This window comes from Streptomyces sp. AJS327 (assembly GCF_013450295.1).
Taxonomy (GTDB): domain Bacteria; phylum Actinomycetota; class Actinomycetes; order Streptomycetales; family Streptomycetaceae; genus Streptomyces.
Genome location: NZ_SKBR01000001.1, coordinates 1900222 through 1915886 on the forward strand (window position 1 = coordinate 1900222; position 15665 = coordinate 1915886).

Below are 15665 nucleotides of genomic sequence, written 5' to 3' on the forward strand. Positions count from 1 at the left end.
TTCCTCCCACGGTGAAACAGTGCTGTCTCAGCTGAGGTAGCCTCGTCTCATGACCGTGGACCGTGAGCGGCTGCTCGCCCGTGCCGCCGAACTGCTGACCCGCAGGCCCGCGTCGTCGATGGACGAGATCGCGCGGGCGGCCGGGATCAGCCGGGCCACCCTGCACCGCCAGTTCGCGGGCCGGGACGCCCTGGTGCGGGCCCTGGAGGAGATCGCCATCCGGCAGCTGGACGCCGCGCTCGACGCGGCGCGGATCGACGAGGGAGACGCGGAGGAGGCCGTGCGCCGGGTGGTCGCGGAGGCCGAACCGCTCGCCGGGTTCCTCGCGTTCCTCCTCACCGAGAACCAGCTCTTCACCCCCGGCGAGCTGAACGAGGGCTGGCGCCGGATCGACGCCCGGGTGCACGCTCTGTTCCGGCGCGGTCAGGAGGAGGGCGTCTTCCGGGTGGACCTCACCGCCGCCTGGCTGACCGAGGCGCTGTACGCGCTGGTCACGGCGGCGGCCTGGGCGGTGCAGGACGGACTCGTCGCGGCCCGGGACTCGCGGCGGATGACCGTGGAGCTGTTGCTCGGCGGCGCCCGGCGGACCACCGGGTGAGCACGCCGCGGTCCGCGCGACCTCCCGGCCGGGTGGCCGCGCCGGGAGCCCGGTCCCGCTGGCTGGCGCTGGCGGTGCTGGTCCTGGCGGTGCTGCTGGTCGGGGTGGACGCCACCGTGCTGGGGCTGGCGACGCCGTTCCTCAGCGAGGAGCTACGGCCCTCCAGTACCGAACTGCTGTGGATCGGGGACGTCTACTCCTTCGTCCTCGCCGGGCTGCTGGTCTCCATGGGCAGCCTGGGCGACCGCGTCGGCCGCAAGAAGCTGCTGCTCTGCGGGGCGACGGCGTTCGGCGTGGTCTCCGCGCTGACGGCGTACGCGCACAGCGCGGAGGCGATGGTCCTGTGGCGGGCGCTGCTCGGCGCGGCCGGGGCGACCCTGATGCCCTCCACGCTGGCGCTGATCCGCAACATCTTCCCCGACCCCCGGGAGCGCAGCCTCGCGGTCGGCGTCTGGGGGGCGATGACCTCGGCGGGCGCCGCCGTCGGCCCGGTGGTCGGCGGCTTCCTGCTGGAGCACTTCTGGTGGGGCTCGGTCTTCCTGATCAACCTGCCGGTGATGGCGGCGCTGGTGCTCGTCGGCGCCAGGCTGGTGCCCGAGTCGCGGAACCCGTCGCCCGGCCCGTGGGACGTGCCCAGCGTGCTGCTGTCCATGCTCGGCGTCATCGGGGTCATCTACGCGGTCAAGGAGACGGCCGTCCACGGCCCGCGCTGGGACGCGCTACTGCTCGGCGGGGCCGGACTGCTCGCCCTGGCGGCCTTCGTGCGGCGCCAGGCGCGGCTCTCCTCGCCGCTGCTCGACATCCGGCTCTTCCGGAACAGGGGGTTCACCGGGGCGGTCCTCGCCGACCTGCTGACCATCCTCGGCCTCTCCGCGCTGATCTTCTTCCTCTCCCAGTTCCTCCAGATGGTGCAGGGGCGGGCCCCCTTCCAGGCCGGGGTCGCGGAGATCCCGGCCGCCATCGGAGCGGTGTTCGCGGGGCTCTGCGCGGGGTACGTCGCGCGCCGCACCTCGGTGCGGGCCGCCGTCTCCGGCGGGCTCGGCGCCGTCGGGCTGGCGCTCGGCACCTGCTACTGGCTCGAAGGGACCACCGAGTACTGGCTGTTGGGTAGCGTGCTGCTGCTGCTGCTCGGTGCCGGTGCGGGGCTGGCCTTCACCGTCACCGCCGACGTGATCCTCTCGACCGTCCCGAAGGAGCAGGCCGGAGCGGCGTCGGCGGTCTCCGAGACGGCCTACGAGCTGGGTTCGGCGCTCGGGATCGCCCTGCTCGGCTCGGTCGTCACCGGGTTCTACCGCTCGTTCACCACCCCGCCCGGCGTACCGGCCGAGGTGGCGGAGGGCGCCCGCGCCTCGCTCGGCGAGGCGGTGGAGACCGCGCGGCACCTGCCGCCGGAACAGGGGGAGGCGCTGCTGGGCGCCGCGCGGGAGAGCTTCACCGCCGGGCTGCGGGCCGGGGCCGGTGCCGGGTCGGTGGTCCTGCTCACCGCCGCGGTGGTGGCCTGGCGGCTGCTGCGTGGCCAGCGGCTGGGCGAGGTCCCGGAGGGGTGAGCCGGGGGCGGCCACCGGCTCGCCCCCGGGGTCAGGCGGCCTTCGCCTTGGTGGCGTACATGTCCACGTACTCCTGGCCGGAGAGCCGCATGACCTCGCTCATCACCTCGTCGGTCACCGCGCGCAGCACGTACCGGTCGCGGTCCATGCCCTCGTAGCGGGAGAAGTCCAGCGGCTCCCCGAAGCGCACGGTGATCCGCCGCCCGGGGGCGGGGCGGACCATCCCCTTGCCGTTCGGCTGGATCTCGTCGGTGCCGATCATCGCGACGGGCACCACCGGGGCGCCGGTCATCAGGGTCAGCCGGGCGATGCCGGTACGGCCCCGGTACAGCCGCCCGTCGGGGGAGCGGGTGCCCTCCGGGTAGATGCCGAACGCTCCGCCGTTCTCCAGCACCCGGCGGCCGGTCATCAGCGCCGCGACCCCGCCGCGCCCGCCGTCCCGGTCCACCGGGATCATGCCGACGCCGGTGAAGAACCACGCCATCAGGCGGCCCTTGAGGCTCTTGCCGGTCACGTACTCGTCCTTGCCGATGAAGAACACCTGGCGGCGGGCGACCAGCATCAGCACCATCGAGTCGATGAAGGTGAGGTGGTTGCCCGCGAGGATGACGGGCCCCGTGCCGGGAACCCGCTCCGCCCCCTCCACCTGCGGACGGAACAGCACACGCAGAAGCGGGCCGAGCAGTGCCTTGATCAGCAGGAAACGGGACAACGGGTCCTCCGGTCGATGACGGTCGGTCGTGCGCGAACCGCGCGGTTCTGGACGATACTCGCCGCCGTGCGCCGGTCCTATTCCGGGTTCCGGGTACAGCGACACCGCGACGCGCGAGTCAGCCCGCGTGAGGGCGCCGTTCGGCCCGGGTACACGCGGTGTTCCACGGACCTCCCCTCCCGGGTCTCCCGGTGGCCCCCGAATCGCACATACGATCAACGCGTCGTGTGCCGGGCGCTGTTGGGCGCGTGGCACGAGTCGGAGCGTGACGAGTCGGAGGAGGCCCCATGGGACAGGAGCGGCAGCCGGGCCGGAGAGCGGTGCTCTCCGCGGCGGCGGTACTGGGCGCCGCGAGCGCGGGAGGGCTCGCGGTGTCCGGATCGGCGCGGGCCGCGGAGCCGGCGGCGCGGCGGGCCGGGGGGAAGGACGCGGCCCTCCCGGTCCCGTGCGTGGTGGCCCACCGTGGCGCCAGCGGCCACCGTCCGGAACACACGCTGGGCGCGTACCAGCTCGCGCTGGACATGGGCGCGGACGTCATCGAGCAGGACCTGGTCCCCACCAAGGACGGGCACCTGGTCTGCCGGCACGAGAACGACATCACCGCCACCACGGACGTCGCCGACCACACGGAGTTCGCGGACCGGAAAACCACCAAGAGCATCGACGGAACCGAGCTGACCGGCTGGTTCACCGAGGACTTCACCCTGGAGGAGCTGCGGGGGCTCCGGGCGAAGGAGCGCATCCCCGAGGAGCGCCAGCACAACACCCTCTACGACGGCCGCTGGAGCGTGCCGACCTTCCAGGAGGTCCTGGAGTGGGCCGAGGAGCGGGGGGAGGCGCGGGGCCGCCCGGTGTGGCTGCACATCGAGACCAAACACCCCACCTACTTCCGTAAGTTGGGGCTGGAGCTGGAGAAGCCGCTGGCCGCCGCGTTGAAGAAGTTCGGCAGGCACCAGAAGAAGTCGCCCAACTTCGTCCAGTCCTTCGAGCCCAGCAGCATCGAGAAGCTGAGCGGGCTGGTGAAGTGCCCCGGTGTGGTGCTGCTCGGCGCGCTGGACAGCCGCCCCTGGGACTTCGTCGACTCCGGGGACCCGCGCACCGTCCGGGACCTGGTCACGCCCGAGGGCCTGGCGGAGATCGCCCGCTACGCGCGGGGCATCGGCCCGCTGCTCGACCTGGTCATCCCGCGGGACGCGGACGGCCGCCTCGGGGAGCCGACCAGCCTGGTGCGCGACGCGCACGCGAAGGACCTGGTGCTCCACCCGTACACGATGCGGAACGAGAACACCTTCCTGCCGACGGACTACCGCCGCGGCACCGAACCCGGCGACTACGGCGACGCGTTCGGCGTCCTCAAGGCGTTCTTCGAGACCGGGATCGACGGCATCTTCGCCGACCAGCCGGACACCGCGCTGCTCGCCGCCGCGGACTTCCGCGCCCGGGGCTGAGCGCCCGGCACTCCGCGCTCCCGTCCCCGGCCGCGCCCCGGAAGACCCCGGCACCCCGGCACGTCAGTGGCACGCGCGCCTCCGGACGCCGGGGTGTGGGTGCCCGTGGGGCGGGTGGGGCTCAGGGGACGCCAGCGTCCCGGGGAGGTACGGCGCCCTCCGCGCCGTACCTCCCCCCGGTGCCGGTCCCGCTGACGCCCGCCCGAACCCCCGCCGGGACGGGCCGCGTTGGCAATCTCACAGCGGTGGCCCCCCTCGGCACCTCCCCTCCCGCGAACCGCCCGCGCACAATGCGGGGGACAGGGTTGCGGCACCCAGTGCACGGGGAAGGGTGCCTACGCGACCGGTCCCACCAGGGCAGGCTGTCCGCGCGCTCCCACCCTCATCCACCCGGGCGCCCGGACGAACACATAGGGGAGGCATGCGCACATGGGCATGAGCGTGACCATCTCTGCGGCGACCGAGCACGATGCCGAACAGATCCTGAAGCTCCAGTACCTCTGCTTCCAGAGCGAGGCGGAGATCTACGGCGACTACGCGATCGCGCCACTGACCCAGACCCTCAGGGAGCTGCTCGACGAACTGGACGGTGGCTGTGTGCTGGTGGCCCGCCTGGGCTCCGAGGTCGTCGGCTCCGTACGGGCCGCCGTGGACGCGACGGGCACGGCGGTGCTCAGCAAGCTCTGCGTCCACCCCCGCCTCCAGGGACACGGCCTGGGCGGCCGGTTGCTGACCGGGATCGAGGAGACGCTGGCCGTGGAGCGCGCCGTCACCCGCGTCCAGCTGTTCACCGGGGAGCGCAGCGCGGGCAACCTGCGCCTCTACCGCAGCCGGGGATACACCCCCGTCGGCACCGACCAGGACCGCCGGGTGACGCTGATCGCGATGGCGAAGGAGCTGGGCACGCCCTACGCCGCCAGCGCCTGACCGGCGGCGTAGGCGGACCGGACCGAGCGGACGGCTCGGCTCGGGCGGAACGGCTCGATCGGGTAGCGCGGGGGTTCGCGAGGATCGGGGCGCGGGCGGGGCGCCGCCCGGTCCCGCCTCCCGGCCTGGCACCCGGTGCCGTCGCAGGGCGGCGGTGAGCCAGTGGGGTCCGCCCGTGCCGGGACGCTCAGGCCGCCCGGCGCCCCCCGCGCAGCCAGAGCAGCCCGGTGACCGGAAGCAGCACCGGGATGAACAGGTATCCCATGCCGTAGTCGGACCAGACGGTGGCGTCCGGGAAGGCGGAGGGGTCGAGCAGCGTCCAGGTGCCGACCGCCAGCACACCGAGCAACTCCACGCAGCAGCAGGCGAGGGCGGCCCGGCGGGCGCCCTCGCCACCGCGCACCAGCGCGAGCGTGATGAACGCGTAGACCAGCGCCGCGATCGCGGAGAGCACGTACGCCAGCGGGGCCTCGTCGAACCGCGTCGTCAGCTGGACCAGGGAGCGGGAGGCGGCGCCGACGGTGAAGATCCCGTACAGCGTGACCAGCAGCTTTCCGGGGCCGCTGCCGATCCCGGTGCGTGCCGCACCCGCCGCGCGCCCCTCGGAACCGGCCTCCCCGTTGGGTCGAGCGCCCCCGGTGGCTTCCGCCTCCCGGACGGTCTCGGGCTCGGGCCGCCGCACCGGGTGGTCTCCGGCCGTCTCGTGTTCCGCCGCCTCAGGCACCCGCGCCGCCTCCCCAGATGTCGTACAGCCGGACCTGGAGCACGGCCAGCACGACCGCGCCCGCCACGACCGTGAGCGAGCCCCACTTCGTCCGCTCCGTCAGCGAGACCACCCCGACCACCGGCAGGCAGGCCACCACGCCGAGCAGGTAGGCGACGAAGACGGCGGTGCCACCGCCCGGCTCCTCGCCACGCGCCAACTGGACGATGCCGACCACCAGTTGGATCAGCGCGAGCACGGTCACCACGGCCATGCCGATGAAGTGCCAGTCCTTGGTCGGCTGGTCGCGGTAGGCCGCCCAGCCGCACCAGGCGGCGAGCGCGAGCGCGGCCACGGCGACCGCGACCGTCAGCGGGGTGAGCATGGGCCCGAGTCTATGAGGGCCCGTCCGCCGTCCGGTGCCAGGGCCCGGAACCCCGTCCGGCGTCCCCCCGTGGCCCGTGCCTGATCCTGTCCGGTGCCCGGCCGGAACCGTGGCGGAACCGCCCCCGGGGGACCCGCTCCCGGAGCGGCCGGTGGTCACCGAGGGTGAGCGCCGGAAGGGGGGCGGACCGTCTCCGCGCGTCCCGCTCAGCGGACAGCCACCGTGTGCTTGGCCACAGTCCGCTCTCCGTGGCGGGGTGCCCGACCCCTGTCACCACCCGGCTGTGATCGGTGCCCGTGCAGGTCAGAGCAGTGTGTGGGGTTCCTCGGTAGGCGGGGGAGGGGGTATGGCGCCCGCTCGGTCGCTGTCCGAATAGCGGACTGCCCGGGTCCCGGCCGGGCTGTCCCGGAAGGTGGTCTGCTTTACTGAACGCATGAGTGCAACGAGCATCCGCATCCGTGCGACCGAGGCGACGCCCCCGTCGTCCGGTGCTCGCTGTCCGCGTGCCACGCGTCGAATGTGTGCCCGCTGAGGGCCCCCGACTGAGCCGCCCGGGCTGACTCGCGCCCCGAAGCGAGTCCCGTCGTGCCGCCAGGCACCCACGCGGTCTCCGGAGCGTTCGCTCCACTCTCTCCGCCATCACCGTGCGGTTCGCCGTGCCCGGAGCCGCCTCGCGCGCCCGGCCGCCCCGCACCCAACCTGACGGACATCCCTGTGATAACCACCCAGGACCTGACCAAGGTCTACCGCACCCGCGACCGCGAGATCACCGCGCTCGACGGGATCGATCTGCACGTGCGCGAGGGTGAGGTGTTCGGCGTCGTCGGCCAGAGCGGCGCCGGAAAGTCCTCCCTGATCCGCTGCGTCAACCTGCTGGAGCGCCCCACCTCCGGCACCGTCACCGTCGACGGCCGGGACCTGACGGCGCTCGCCGGAAGAGGCCCCCGCGCCGGACGTGACCTGCGGGAGGCCCGGACCCGCGTCGGCATGGTCTTCCAGCACTTCAACCTGCTCTCCTCCCGCACCGCGCGGGGCAACGTCGAACTGCCACTGGAGATCCTCGGGCTCTCCCGGCGGGAGCGGGCCAGCAAGGCCGGGGAACTGCTGGACCTCGTCGGCCTCGCCGACCGCGCCGACACCTACCCGGCGCAGCTGTCCGGCGGCCAGAAGCAGCGCGTCGGGATCGCCCGGGCGCTGGCCGGCGACCCGAAGGTGCTCCTCTCCGACGAGGCGACCTCCGCGCTCGACCCCGAGACCACCCGCTCCGTCCTCCAGCTGCTGCGCGACCTCAACCGGCAGCTCGGGCTGACGGTGCTGCTCATCACGCACGAGATGGACGTCGTCAAGGCCGTCTGCGACTCCGCCGCGCTGATGCGCCAGGGGCGGATCGTCGAGTCCGGGACCGTGGAGGAGCTGCTCGCCCGCCCCGGTTCCGAACTCGCCCGGGAGCTGTTCCCGCTCAGCGGCGGCCCCTCCGGCGCTGACCGCACCGTCGTGGACGTCACCTTCCACGGCGACACCGCCTCCGAGCCCGTCGTCTCCCAGCTGGCCCGGACGTACAACGTCGACGTGTCCATCCTCGGCGCCGCCATGGACACCGTCGGCGGGCGGCAGGTCGGCCGGATGCGGATCGCGCTGCCCGGCGGCTTCGACGACAACGTGGTGCCCGTCGGCTACCTGCGGGAGCAGGGACTGACCGTGGAGCCCGTGCGGGCCCCGGGCGGGGCGGGTCCGGCCGCCCCGACCGGACCCGCCGACGGTGTCCGTGGCGGCGCTGAGAAGCCCGACCAACCCGCCGCCACCGGGACACCGGCCGGGCGCGAGACCCCCGTGGAGGACGCGAAGTGAGCTGGTCGGAAATCGAGCCGCTGCTGACCCAGGGCTTCTGGGACACCCTCTACATGGTCGGCTGGGCCACGCTGTTCGCGGTGGTCGGCGGGCTGCCGCTCGGCGTGCTGCTGGTCCTCACCGACCGGGACGGCCCGCTGCGCAACGCCGTCGTCAACAAGGCCGTCGGCGCGGTGGTGAACGTCGGCCGCTCGCTGCCCTTCATCATCCTGCTGATCGCCCTCATCCCCTTCACCCGCTTCGTCGTGGGGACGTTCATCGGCCCCACCGCGGCGATCGTCCCGCTGGCCGTCGGGGCCATCCCGTTCTTCGCGCGGCTAGTGGAGACGGCGCTGCGCGAGGTGGACCGAGGCCTGGTGGAGGCCGTGCAGGCCATGGGCGGGGGCACCCCCACCGTGGTGTTCAAGGTGCTGCTGCCGCAGTCGCTGTCCTCGCTGGTCGCGGGGTTGACCACCACCGTCATCGTGCTGATCGGGTACTCCGCGATGGCCGGTGCCGTGGCCGGTGGCGGACTGGGCGCGGTCGCCCTCCAGTACGGCTACCAGCGGTTCGAGACGACCGTGATGCTGGCCACCGTCGTCGCGCTGATCGTCATCGTCACGCTGGTGCAGCTGCTCGGCGACGCGATCGCGCGTGCCCTGTCCCGGCGCGGCAGCGCCCGCGAGCGCCCCGCGGGGCGGCTCGCCCGGATCGGCGGACGCCGGACGGCGGCGCTGGCCGCCGTGGTGCTCGTCCCGGTCGGGCTGCTCGGCTACGGGCTCAGCTCGGACGGTGAGAACGAGCGGACGGTGACCGTCGCCGCCTCGCCCGCCCCGCACGCGGAGATCCTGGAGTACGTCCGCGACAACCTCGCCGAGGACGCCGGGATCGACCTGAGGATCCGGGAGTTCAACGACTACGTGGTGCCGAACACCGCCACCGAGAGCGGCGAGGTGGACGCCAACTTCTTTCAGCACAAGCCCTACCTCGACGACTTCAACAAGAAGGAGGGCACCGAGATCGTGCCCGTCGTCAACGTCGAGCTGGAGCCGCTGGGCATCTACTCCAGGACGGTCGACGACCTGGAGGACGTACGGCGCGGGCAGACCGTGGCGGTGCCGAACGACACCACCAACGGCGGGCGCGCCCTCCAGCTGCTGGCCGAGCACGACCTCATCACGCTCAAGCCCGGCAGGGGCGACGAGGCCCGGCTGAGCGACGTGCGGGACGCCAGGGGCCTCAAGCTCAGGGAGCTGGAGGCCGCCTCGGTGCCGCGCGCGCTGGACGACGTGGACCTCGCGGTGGTCAACGGCAACTACGCGCTGGAGGCCGACCTCAACCCGGCGCGGGACGCCCTCGCCGCCGAGACCGCGAAGGGCAACCCGTACGTCAACTTCCTCGCGGTCAAGAACGGGCGGCAGGACGACCCGCGGGTGCGGAAGCTCGCGGACCTCCTCACCTCCGACGAGGTGAAGCGCTTCATCGAGAGGAAGTACCAGGGCGCCATCGTCCCGGCCTTCGGGGCCCCCGCCTCCTGATCCGCTCATCCGCGACGCGGCCCCGCCCGCGTCCCCACCACGGTGCCGGGCCCCGGGATCGGGGCCCGGCACTGGGTGTGGCAGCTTGGATGCTGCATGCTGTGCACGTGCCGCAGTCGCCGGGGCGGCCCCGGCGGCCCGGCGACTGCGTGCCCGCGGCCCACGGGCGCGGCTCCGGATCCCCGACCGAGTTGGAGCGGCGCATGACATCGACCTTCCCGGACATCTCGATCAGCACGGACCGCCTCGTGCTGCGCCCGTTCGAGGAAGCGGACATCCCCGAACTGACCGACATGATGAGCGACGAACTCGTCGCCGCCTGGACCGCGCAGCCCGTCCCGTACGGCGCGGCGGACGCCCGCGAGTACGTGACCCGCCGCGCCCCCGCCCAGCGGACCTCGGGGGAGGGCATCGTCTTCGCCGTCACCGAGTTCCTCACCCACCGCCTGGTGGGCGCGGTCCACCTCGACCGGACGGACTGGCGCGTCCTGGGCACCGAGGCCGGATACGTCACCGCGCCCTGGGCCCGCGGCGAGGGCTACGCCTCCGAGTCCCTGCTCGCCGTCGCCCAGTGGCTCTTCCAGGACCAGAAGTTCGAGCGGGTCGAGCTGCGCACCCCGGCGGACAACACGGCCGCGCAGCAGGTCGCCCAGAAGCTCGGCTGCATCAGCGAGGGCGTGCTGCGCAACGCCTGGATAGCGCGCACCCGCACCGAGGACGGCGGATGGGCCGAGATCCGCACCGACCTGATCGTCTGGAGCCTGCTCCCCGAGGACCTCGACGGTGCCTTCGAACAGCAGGCGGAGGACGGCGGCTTCGCGCCCTACGCGGACTGGCGGGGCGCCAGCCCCCACTGACGCGCCCCGGCCCGCGCCCGCCCCGGCACGTCCCCCGCCCGCGCCAGCCACCGTCCGCCCGCCCCCCCCGGCACGGGGCCAACGCGGCGGCCGGAAACGGCCGTTCGGCGACCGAAACCGCGCGCCGGTGGCCCGGACCTCGTACGCGTCCGGTGGGCGCGGGCGGGCGGGCGGTGCCCGGCGGCCCCCTCGGGCTCGCCCGCGACGCCGCGAGCGTTCGATCAGAGGTACGCTCTGGGGGCCCGACCTGCGACGGAACCCCCGGCGGGCCACGAGCGAGGACGAACAGCCCAGGAGAGAGCCACCGATGGCCGACCGCGTCACCGTGATCGGGTGGGACGGAACGCCGCTGTCCGCCGCCGCACGCTGGGCGCTCGGCGCGGCCACGCTCGTCGCGGGTGCCCCGCATCACCTGGCGCTGCCCGACATCCCGGCCGGTGCCGAACGCGTCCGGCTGGGCAGCGTCTCCGTCGCCGCCGGCCGGATCGCCCGGCACCGTGGCACCGCCGTGGTCCTGGCCGACGGCGACCCCGGCTTCTTCGGCGTGGTCCGCACCCTGCGCGCCCCGGAACACGGGCTGGAGGTCGAGGTGCACCCGGCGGTCTCCGCCGTGGCCGCCGCTTTCGCCCGCGCCGGGATGCCCTGGGACGACGCGCGGCTGGTCGTCGCGCACTCGCGGACGCTGCGGCGCGCGGTGAACGTCTGCCGGGCCCACCCCAAGGTCGCGGTGCTCACCTCACCCGGCGCGGGCCCCGCGGAGCTCGCCCTGCTGCTGACCGGCGTCCACCGCACCTTCGTGATCTGCGAGGCGCTGGGCACCGAACGCGAGCAGACCACCGTCATCACCTCGGACAAGGTCCCCGACCACTCCTGGCGCGACCCCAACGTCGTGATCGTGGTGGGCGGTTCGAGCCCCAGCGCGCCCACCGGAACCCACCGGGGCGACGGCTGGATCGCCGGGCGGGAGCCCGGATACCCGCCGCCGACCCGGGGGTGGGCGCTGCCCGCCGCCGCCTACGCCGGTCCGGCCCCGCTGCCGGGCGCGGCCCCGAGGGCCAGCGAGTCGACGCAGCTGCGCGCGCTCCAACTGGCCCGGCTGGGGCCCAGAACCGGCGATCTGGTCTGGGACATCGGCTCGGGCGGCGGCGCGCTCGCCGTCGAGGCGGCGGGTTTCGGCGCGGCGGTCATCGCCGTCGACCGGGACCGGGAGGCGTGCCAGCGCGCGGAGTTGGCGGCCCGCCGGTTCGGTGTGCGGCTCCAGACGGTCTGTGGACCGGCCCCGCACGTCCTGGAGGACCTGCCGGAGCCGGACGTGGTGCGGGTCGGCGGCGGCGGCGTCGGAACCGTCACCGCGGTCGCGGACCGGAGACCCGGCCGGATCGTCACCCACGCGGTCACCCGGGACGAGGCGGAGGCGCTGGGGAGCGCCCTCGCCGAGCGCGGCTACGCGGTCGAGTGCGCGCTGCTCCAATCGGTGGAGCTGTCCACGCGCACCTGGGCGGAGAGCGAACGCGCCGTGGTGTTCCTGGTGTCCGGCGTGCGGGAGTGAGGCTCCGGCCGGAGCATCCGTCCCGGCCCGGGTGACGAACCCGGCGAACGGTGAGGTGACGCCCACCCGTGGCTGGTCGCGCCGCCGGTGGCCGGTAGGCTGACGGACTGTTGTGCCGCTGTTCGGAGTTGATGGTTTCTCCCTCAATGTCCGGATAGCTTGGCCGAGTACGTGCCGCGGCACGCGCCTGCTCGTTGACCCGTGGGGGCGCGTGATTCCCCCAGGGGTGCGGTGGTCTTCGGCCGGGTTGGAAGGAGCACTACGGAAATGGGCGAGGGGTACGCATGACTGACACCGGCCACGTCCCGGCTGAGGGGCCGCCGGAGAGCGCGGCGACGCCACCGGAGGAGCCGCCGGGGTCCCCGGCCTCCGGCGCGTACGTCTTCGCGGAACCGGCGCCCGCCCCCCGTCCCACGGGGGACGACGAGGACCTGCTGATGCCCAGTACCCAGGGAGCCTGGACCGAGGGGCAGGGCGTGCCCGTCCAGCAGCAGCCGGCCCCCGGCCCTCCCCCGCAGGGTGGCGTCGCCGCGTCCCCGCAACAGCCCCAGCCCCAGCAGCAGTCACCGGTCCCCCCGCGGCAGCCCGCGCCGCAGGGGCAGTTCCCCGCACCGGACCCGGCGACCGGCCCGGAGCGGCAGGGCGCGGAACAGACGGCCCCGCGGGTTCCCCAGGGCCCGTTCCCCGGCCCACACGAGACCGACGGCCGCGACACCGGCTCCCTCGACGTCGGCGGCCCGGTGCCGCACCCCGGCTCGACCCCTCCGCCCGCCGCGCAGGCGCCGCGCCGTCCGCTCCACCTCGGGCCGCCCGTCCCCGAGCAGTCGGGCGCGGTGCGTCCCCTGTCCGAGCGGACCCCCGCCCCCGCCCCGCAGGCTCCGGAGCAGGCGGCCCCCGAACAGCCCGCGCCCGGCCACGTCCCGCAGGCCGCGCCCGTCCAGACCCCGGTGGCTCCGGAGCAGGCGGCCCCCACCCAGCAGGCCACCGCGCCCCCCGCGCGGACCGGGCTGGAGTACCTCGACGGTCCCGAGCAGGGCGGGCCCGCCGACCCGGCGTCGCAGGGGAACCCCGCGTACCAGACCGGCGAGCGGCTGACCGGCGACCAGCTGCCCGGTCCGCAGCTCGGCGAACTGCCGCCGCAGCGCGAGGGATGGGCCGAGCCGCAGGGGACCCCGGCGGAAGCCGTTCCCCACCTGCCCGAGCAGCAGCGGGTGGCCCCGCCGTCGCAGCCGGACGGCCCGGCGGCCGGCACCCCGGCCCCGGAGGCGGTCCCCGCCGAGGCCGTACCGGCCGCGCCGGAGCCCGCGCCGCTCAGCCCCGAGCCCGTCACGGGGCCGTCGCCGGAGCCGTCCGCCCACGCGGCGCCCCCGGCGGCCACCCCGGAACCGGCCCCCACCCCGGAGGCGCTGTCCTCGGTGCCCACGGAGCAGCGGTCGCCGGAGCCCGTCCCCGAGGCGGGCGCCGAGCAGCCCACGCCGGAGCCCGTCGCCGAGGCGCCCGCGCCGGAGGCCGCGGCGCCCCCCGGGGAGACCCCGGCGGCCGAGCCGCCGCCCGGCGCCCCCCGGACCGCCGAGGCGCCCGAGGTGAGCGGCCCGATCGCCGTCTCGTCCACGGGCGAGGCCGAGTTGAGCGCCGAGCAGCCGGAGGCGGCCGGGGAACCGGAACCCTCCGGCGCGGTTTCCGGTACCGCGGCCCCCGACGCCGCTGGGCCCACCGCGCCGGAGGAGACCGCGACCGCGGACGCCCCCGACGCCGAGCCCGTGGCGGCCGAACGCGGCGCCCCGGCGCCCGGGTTCGCGGACGACGAACGCGCCGCCGTCCACCGGCTGATGCGCGAGCGCCGGGACATCCGGAACGGCTTCCGGGCCGACCCGATCCCGCACGAGGTGCTGCTGCGCGTGCTGGAGGCCGCGCACACCGCGCCGAGCGTGGGGCACTCGCAGCCCTGGGACTTCGTGGTCATCCGCTCCGAGGAGACCCGCCGCGCCATGCACGAGCTGGCCCAGCGGCAGCGCGAGGCGTACGCGCAGTCGCTGCCCAAGGCGCGGGCCAAGCAGTTCAAGGAGCTGAAGGTCGAGGCGATTCTCGACACCCCGGTGAACATCGTGGTCACCGCCGATCCGACCCGGGGCGGGAGGCACACGCTCGGTCGGCACACCCAGCCGCAGATGGCCCCGTACTCCTCGGCGCTGGCGGTGGAGAACCTGTGGCTCGCCGCCCGTGCCGAGGGGCTGGGCGTCGGCTGGGTCAGCTTCTTCGACGAGCGGGAGATGGTCCGCGCCCTGGAGCTGCCCGAACACCTGGAGGTCGTCGCCTACCTCTGCGTCGGATACGTCGACGAGTTCCCGCCCGAGCCCGAACTGGCGCAGGCGGGCTGGTCGAAGCGGCGCCCGCTGTCCTGGGTGGTACACGAGGAGTCGTACGGCCGCCGGGCGCTGCCCGGGGCCGAGCCGCACGACCTGCTGGCCGAGACGCTCAGCGCGGTCCGTCCGCTGGACGCCAAGGCGCTGGGGGAGGCGTGGGAGCGGCAGAAGCGGATGACGAAGCCCGCCGGGGCGCTCGGCGTGCTGGAGATCATCTCGGCGCAGCTGTGCGGGCTGTCCCGGCAGTGCCCGCCGCCCGTCCCCGAGCCCGCCGCCGTCGCCGTCTTCGCCGGTGACCACGGGGTGCACGCGCAGGGTGTCACGCCCTGGCCGCAGGAGGTCACCGGCCAGATGGTGGCCAACTTCCTGGGCGGCGGCGCGGTGTGCAACGCCTTCGCCAGTCAGGTGGGCGCCGAGGTCTGCGTCATCGACGTCGGTGTCGCGGCCGAACTGCCCGCCAGCGCGGGCCTGTTGCCCCGGAAGGTCCGCGCGGGCACGGATGACATGACGGCCGGTCCCGCGCTCTCGCGGGAGGAGACGGTGCGCGCCATCGAGGTCGGCATCGAGACGGCCCGCGACCTGGTGGCTGCCGGGAACCGGGCCCTGCTCACCGGCGAGATGGGCATCGCGAACACCACCGCCTCCGCGGCGCTCATCGCCGCCTGCACGGGCGCCGACGCCGCCGAGGTCACCGGCCGGGGCACCGGCGTCAACGACGAGACGCACGCCCGGAAGGTGGAGGTCGTCCGCCGGGCGCTGGAGCTGCACCAGCCGGATCCCTCCGACCCGGTGGCGCTGCTCGCCGCCGTCGGCGGGCTCGAACACGCCGCGCTGGTCGGCTTGATCCTCGGCGGCGCCTCGCTCCGTACCCCCGTGATCCTGGACGGCGTGAGCGCGGGCGCCGCCGCGCTGGTGGCGCGGGCCCTGGCACCGGAGGCGCTGTCGGCCTGTGTGGCCGGGCACCGTAGCGCCGAGCCGGGACACGTCGCGGCGCTGACCAAGCTCGGCCTCCGTCCGCTCGTCGACCTCGACCTGCGGCTGGGTGAGGGCACCGGGGCGCTGCTCGCGCTGCCGCTGGTGCAGAGCGCGGCCCGGGCGATGCACGAGGTCGCCACCTTCGACGCCGCCGGGGTGACCGAGAAGAACTGACGGCCCGGCCGTCGCCCTACCCGCACGCCCGCCCATCGCCCGCGCCGCCGGACGATGGGCGG

At 74.7% G+C, this 15665-nt stretch carries 12 protein-coding genes and 1 pseudogene; 10 read left to right on the forward strand and 3 right to left on the reverse strand.

Going from position 1 to position 15665, the window contains the following annotated elements:
• The first annotated feature begins 49 nt into the window (after positions 1-49).
• On the forward strand, positions 50-598 hold the full coding sequence (locus E0L36_RS07505) for a TetR/AcrR family transcriptional regulator (protein WP_180928023.1): 549 nt from the start codon (positions 50-52) through the stop codon (positions 596-598).
• Positions 595-2145 carry an MFS transporter gene (locus E0L36_RS07510; RefSeq protein WP_308416665.1) on the forward strand — a complete coding sequence of 517 codons (1551 nt, stop codon included), beginning with the start codon at positions 595-597 and terminating at the stop codon, positions 2143-2145. The genes E0L36_RS07505 and E0L36_RS07510 overlap by 4 nt, the downstream gene beginning before the upstream one ends.
• Before the next feature lie 31 nt (positions 2146-2176).
• On the opposite strand, the gene E0L36_RS07515 is transcribed toward E0L36_RS07510, so the two are convergent.
• Positions 2177-2857: a 1-acyl-sn-glycerol-3-phosphate acyltransferase gene (locus E0L36_RS07515; protein ID WP_180928024.1), complete on the reverse strand. Its 681-nt coding sequence runs from the start codon at positions 2855-2857 to the stop codon at positions 2177-2179.
• A 287-nt stretch (positions 2858-3144) separates the two neighbouring features.
• On the opposite strand from E0L36_RS07515, the gene E0L36_RS07520 reads away from it, so the two are divergent.
• Both E0L36_RS07520 and E0L36_RS07525 read left to right on the forward strand, forming a co-directional pair.
• Positions 3145-4305 carry a glycerophosphodiester phosphodiesterase gene (locus E0L36_RS07520; RefSeq protein ID WP_180928025.1) on the forward strand — a complete coding sequence of 387 codons (1161 nt, stop codon included), beginning with the start codon at positions 3145-3147 and terminating at the stop codon, positions 4303-4305.
• Positions 4306-4734: 429 nt separating this feature from the next.
• A complete protein-coding gene (locus E0L36_RS07525; protein ID WP_180928026.1) occupies positions 4735-5232 on the forward strand; it encodes a GNAT family N-acetyltransferase in 498 nt (165 codons plus the stop codon).
• Between the two features lie 187 nt (positions 5233-5419).
• Here E0L36_RS07525 and E0L36_RS07530 read toward each other — a convergent pair whose 3' ends face one another.
• Both E0L36_RS07530 and E0L36_RS07535 read right to left on the reverse strand, forming a co-directional pair.
• Positions 5420-5803 carry a hypothetical protein gene (locus E0L36_RS07530; RefSeq protein WP_180928669.1) on the reverse strand — a complete coding sequence of 128 codons (384 nt, stop codon included), beginning with the start codon at positions 5801-5803 and terminating at the stop codon, positions 5420-5422.
• Between the two features lie 145 nt (positions 5804-5948).
• A complete protein-coding gene (locus E0L36_RS07535) occupies positions 5949-6320 on the reverse strand; it encodes a hypothetical protein (protein WP_180928027.1) in 372 nt (123 codons plus the stop codon).
• Between the two features lie 714 nt (positions 6321-7034).
• On the opposite strand from E0L36_RS07535, the gene E0L36_RS07540 reads away from it, so the two are divergent.
• The 6 genes and pseudogenes from E0L36_RS07540 to cobT all read left to right on the forward strand — a co-directional run bounded on the left by E0L36_RS07540 (position 7035) and on the right by cobT (position 15603).
• Positions 7035-8168: a methionine ABC transporter ATP-binding protein gene (locus tag E0L36_RS07540; protein ID WP_180928028.1), complete on the forward strand. Its 1134-nt coding sequence runs from the start codon at positions 7035-7037 to the stop codon at positions 8166-8168.
• Positions 8165-8821 (forward strand): annotated as a pseudogene (locus tag E0L36_RS27480) (methionine ABC transporter permease); the annotation flags it as partial. The gene E0L36_RS07540 and the pseudogene E0L36_RS27480, both read left to right, overlap by 4 nt.
• Before the next feature lie 36 nt (positions 8822-8857).
• Positions 8858-9685 (forward strand): MetQ/NlpA family ABC transporter substrate-binding protein, encoded by an 828-nt coding sequence (locus E0L36_RS27485; RefSeq protein WP_308416709.1) that lies wholly within the window; start codon positions 8858-8860, stop codon positions 9683-9685.
• A 203-nt stretch (positions 9686-9888) separates the two neighbouring features.
• Entirely contained in the window at positions 9889-10542 is a 654-nt protein-coding gene (locus E0L36_RS07550) for a GNAT family N-acetyltransferase (protein ID WP_180928030.1), read from the forward strand.
• Between the two features lie 307 nt (positions 10543-10849).
• The gene (gene cbiE / locus E0L36_RS07555) at positions 10850-12091 is read left to right on the forward strand and encodes a precorrin-6y C5,15-methyltransferase (decarboxylating) subunit CbiE (RefSeq protein ID WP_180928031.1); all 1242 of its coding nucleotides are present in this window, start codon (positions 10850-10852) and stop codon (positions 12089-12091) included.
• A gap of 284 nt (positions 12092-12375) precedes the next feature.
• Positions 12376-15603, forward strand: a complete 3228-nt coding sequence (gene cobT, locus E0L36_RS07560) for a nicotinate-nucleotide--dimethylbenzimidazole phosphoribosyltransferase (RefSeq protein ID WP_180928032.1) — start codon at positions 12376-12378, stop codon at positions 15601-15603.
• The last annotated feature ends 62 nt before the right edge of the window (positions 15604-15665 follow it).

Bases quoted from the DNA above. Each gene is read 5' to 3' on its own strand.
- E0L36_RS07505 (WP_180928023.1), top strand. From the start codon at position 50: ATGACCGTGGACCGTGAGCGGCTGCTCGCCCGTGCCGCCGAACTGCTG.
- E0L36_RS07520 (WP_180928025.1), top strand. From the start codon at position 3,145: ATGGGACAGGAGCGGCAGCCGGGCCGGAGAGCGGTGCTCTCCGCGGCG.
- E0L36_RS07525 (WP_180928026.1), top strand. From the start codon at position 4,735: ATGGGCATGAGCGTGACCATCTCTGCGGCGACCGAGCACGATGCCGAA.
- E0L36_RS07535 (WP_180928027.1), bottom strand. From the start codon at position 6,320: ATGCTCACCCCGCTGACGGTCGCGGTCGCCGTGGCCGCGCTCGCGCTC.
- E0L36_RS07550 (WP_180928030.1), top strand. From the start codon at position 9,889: ATGACATCGACCTTCCCGGACATCTCGATCAGCACGGACCGCCTCGTG.
- cbiE (WP_180928031.1), top strand. From the start codon at position 10,850: ATGGCCGACCGCGTCACCGTGATCGGGTGGGACGGAACGCCGCTGTCC.
- cobT (WP_180928032.1), top strand. From the start codon at position 12,376: ATGACTGACACCGGCCACGTCCCGGCTGAGGGGCCGCCGGAGAGCGCG.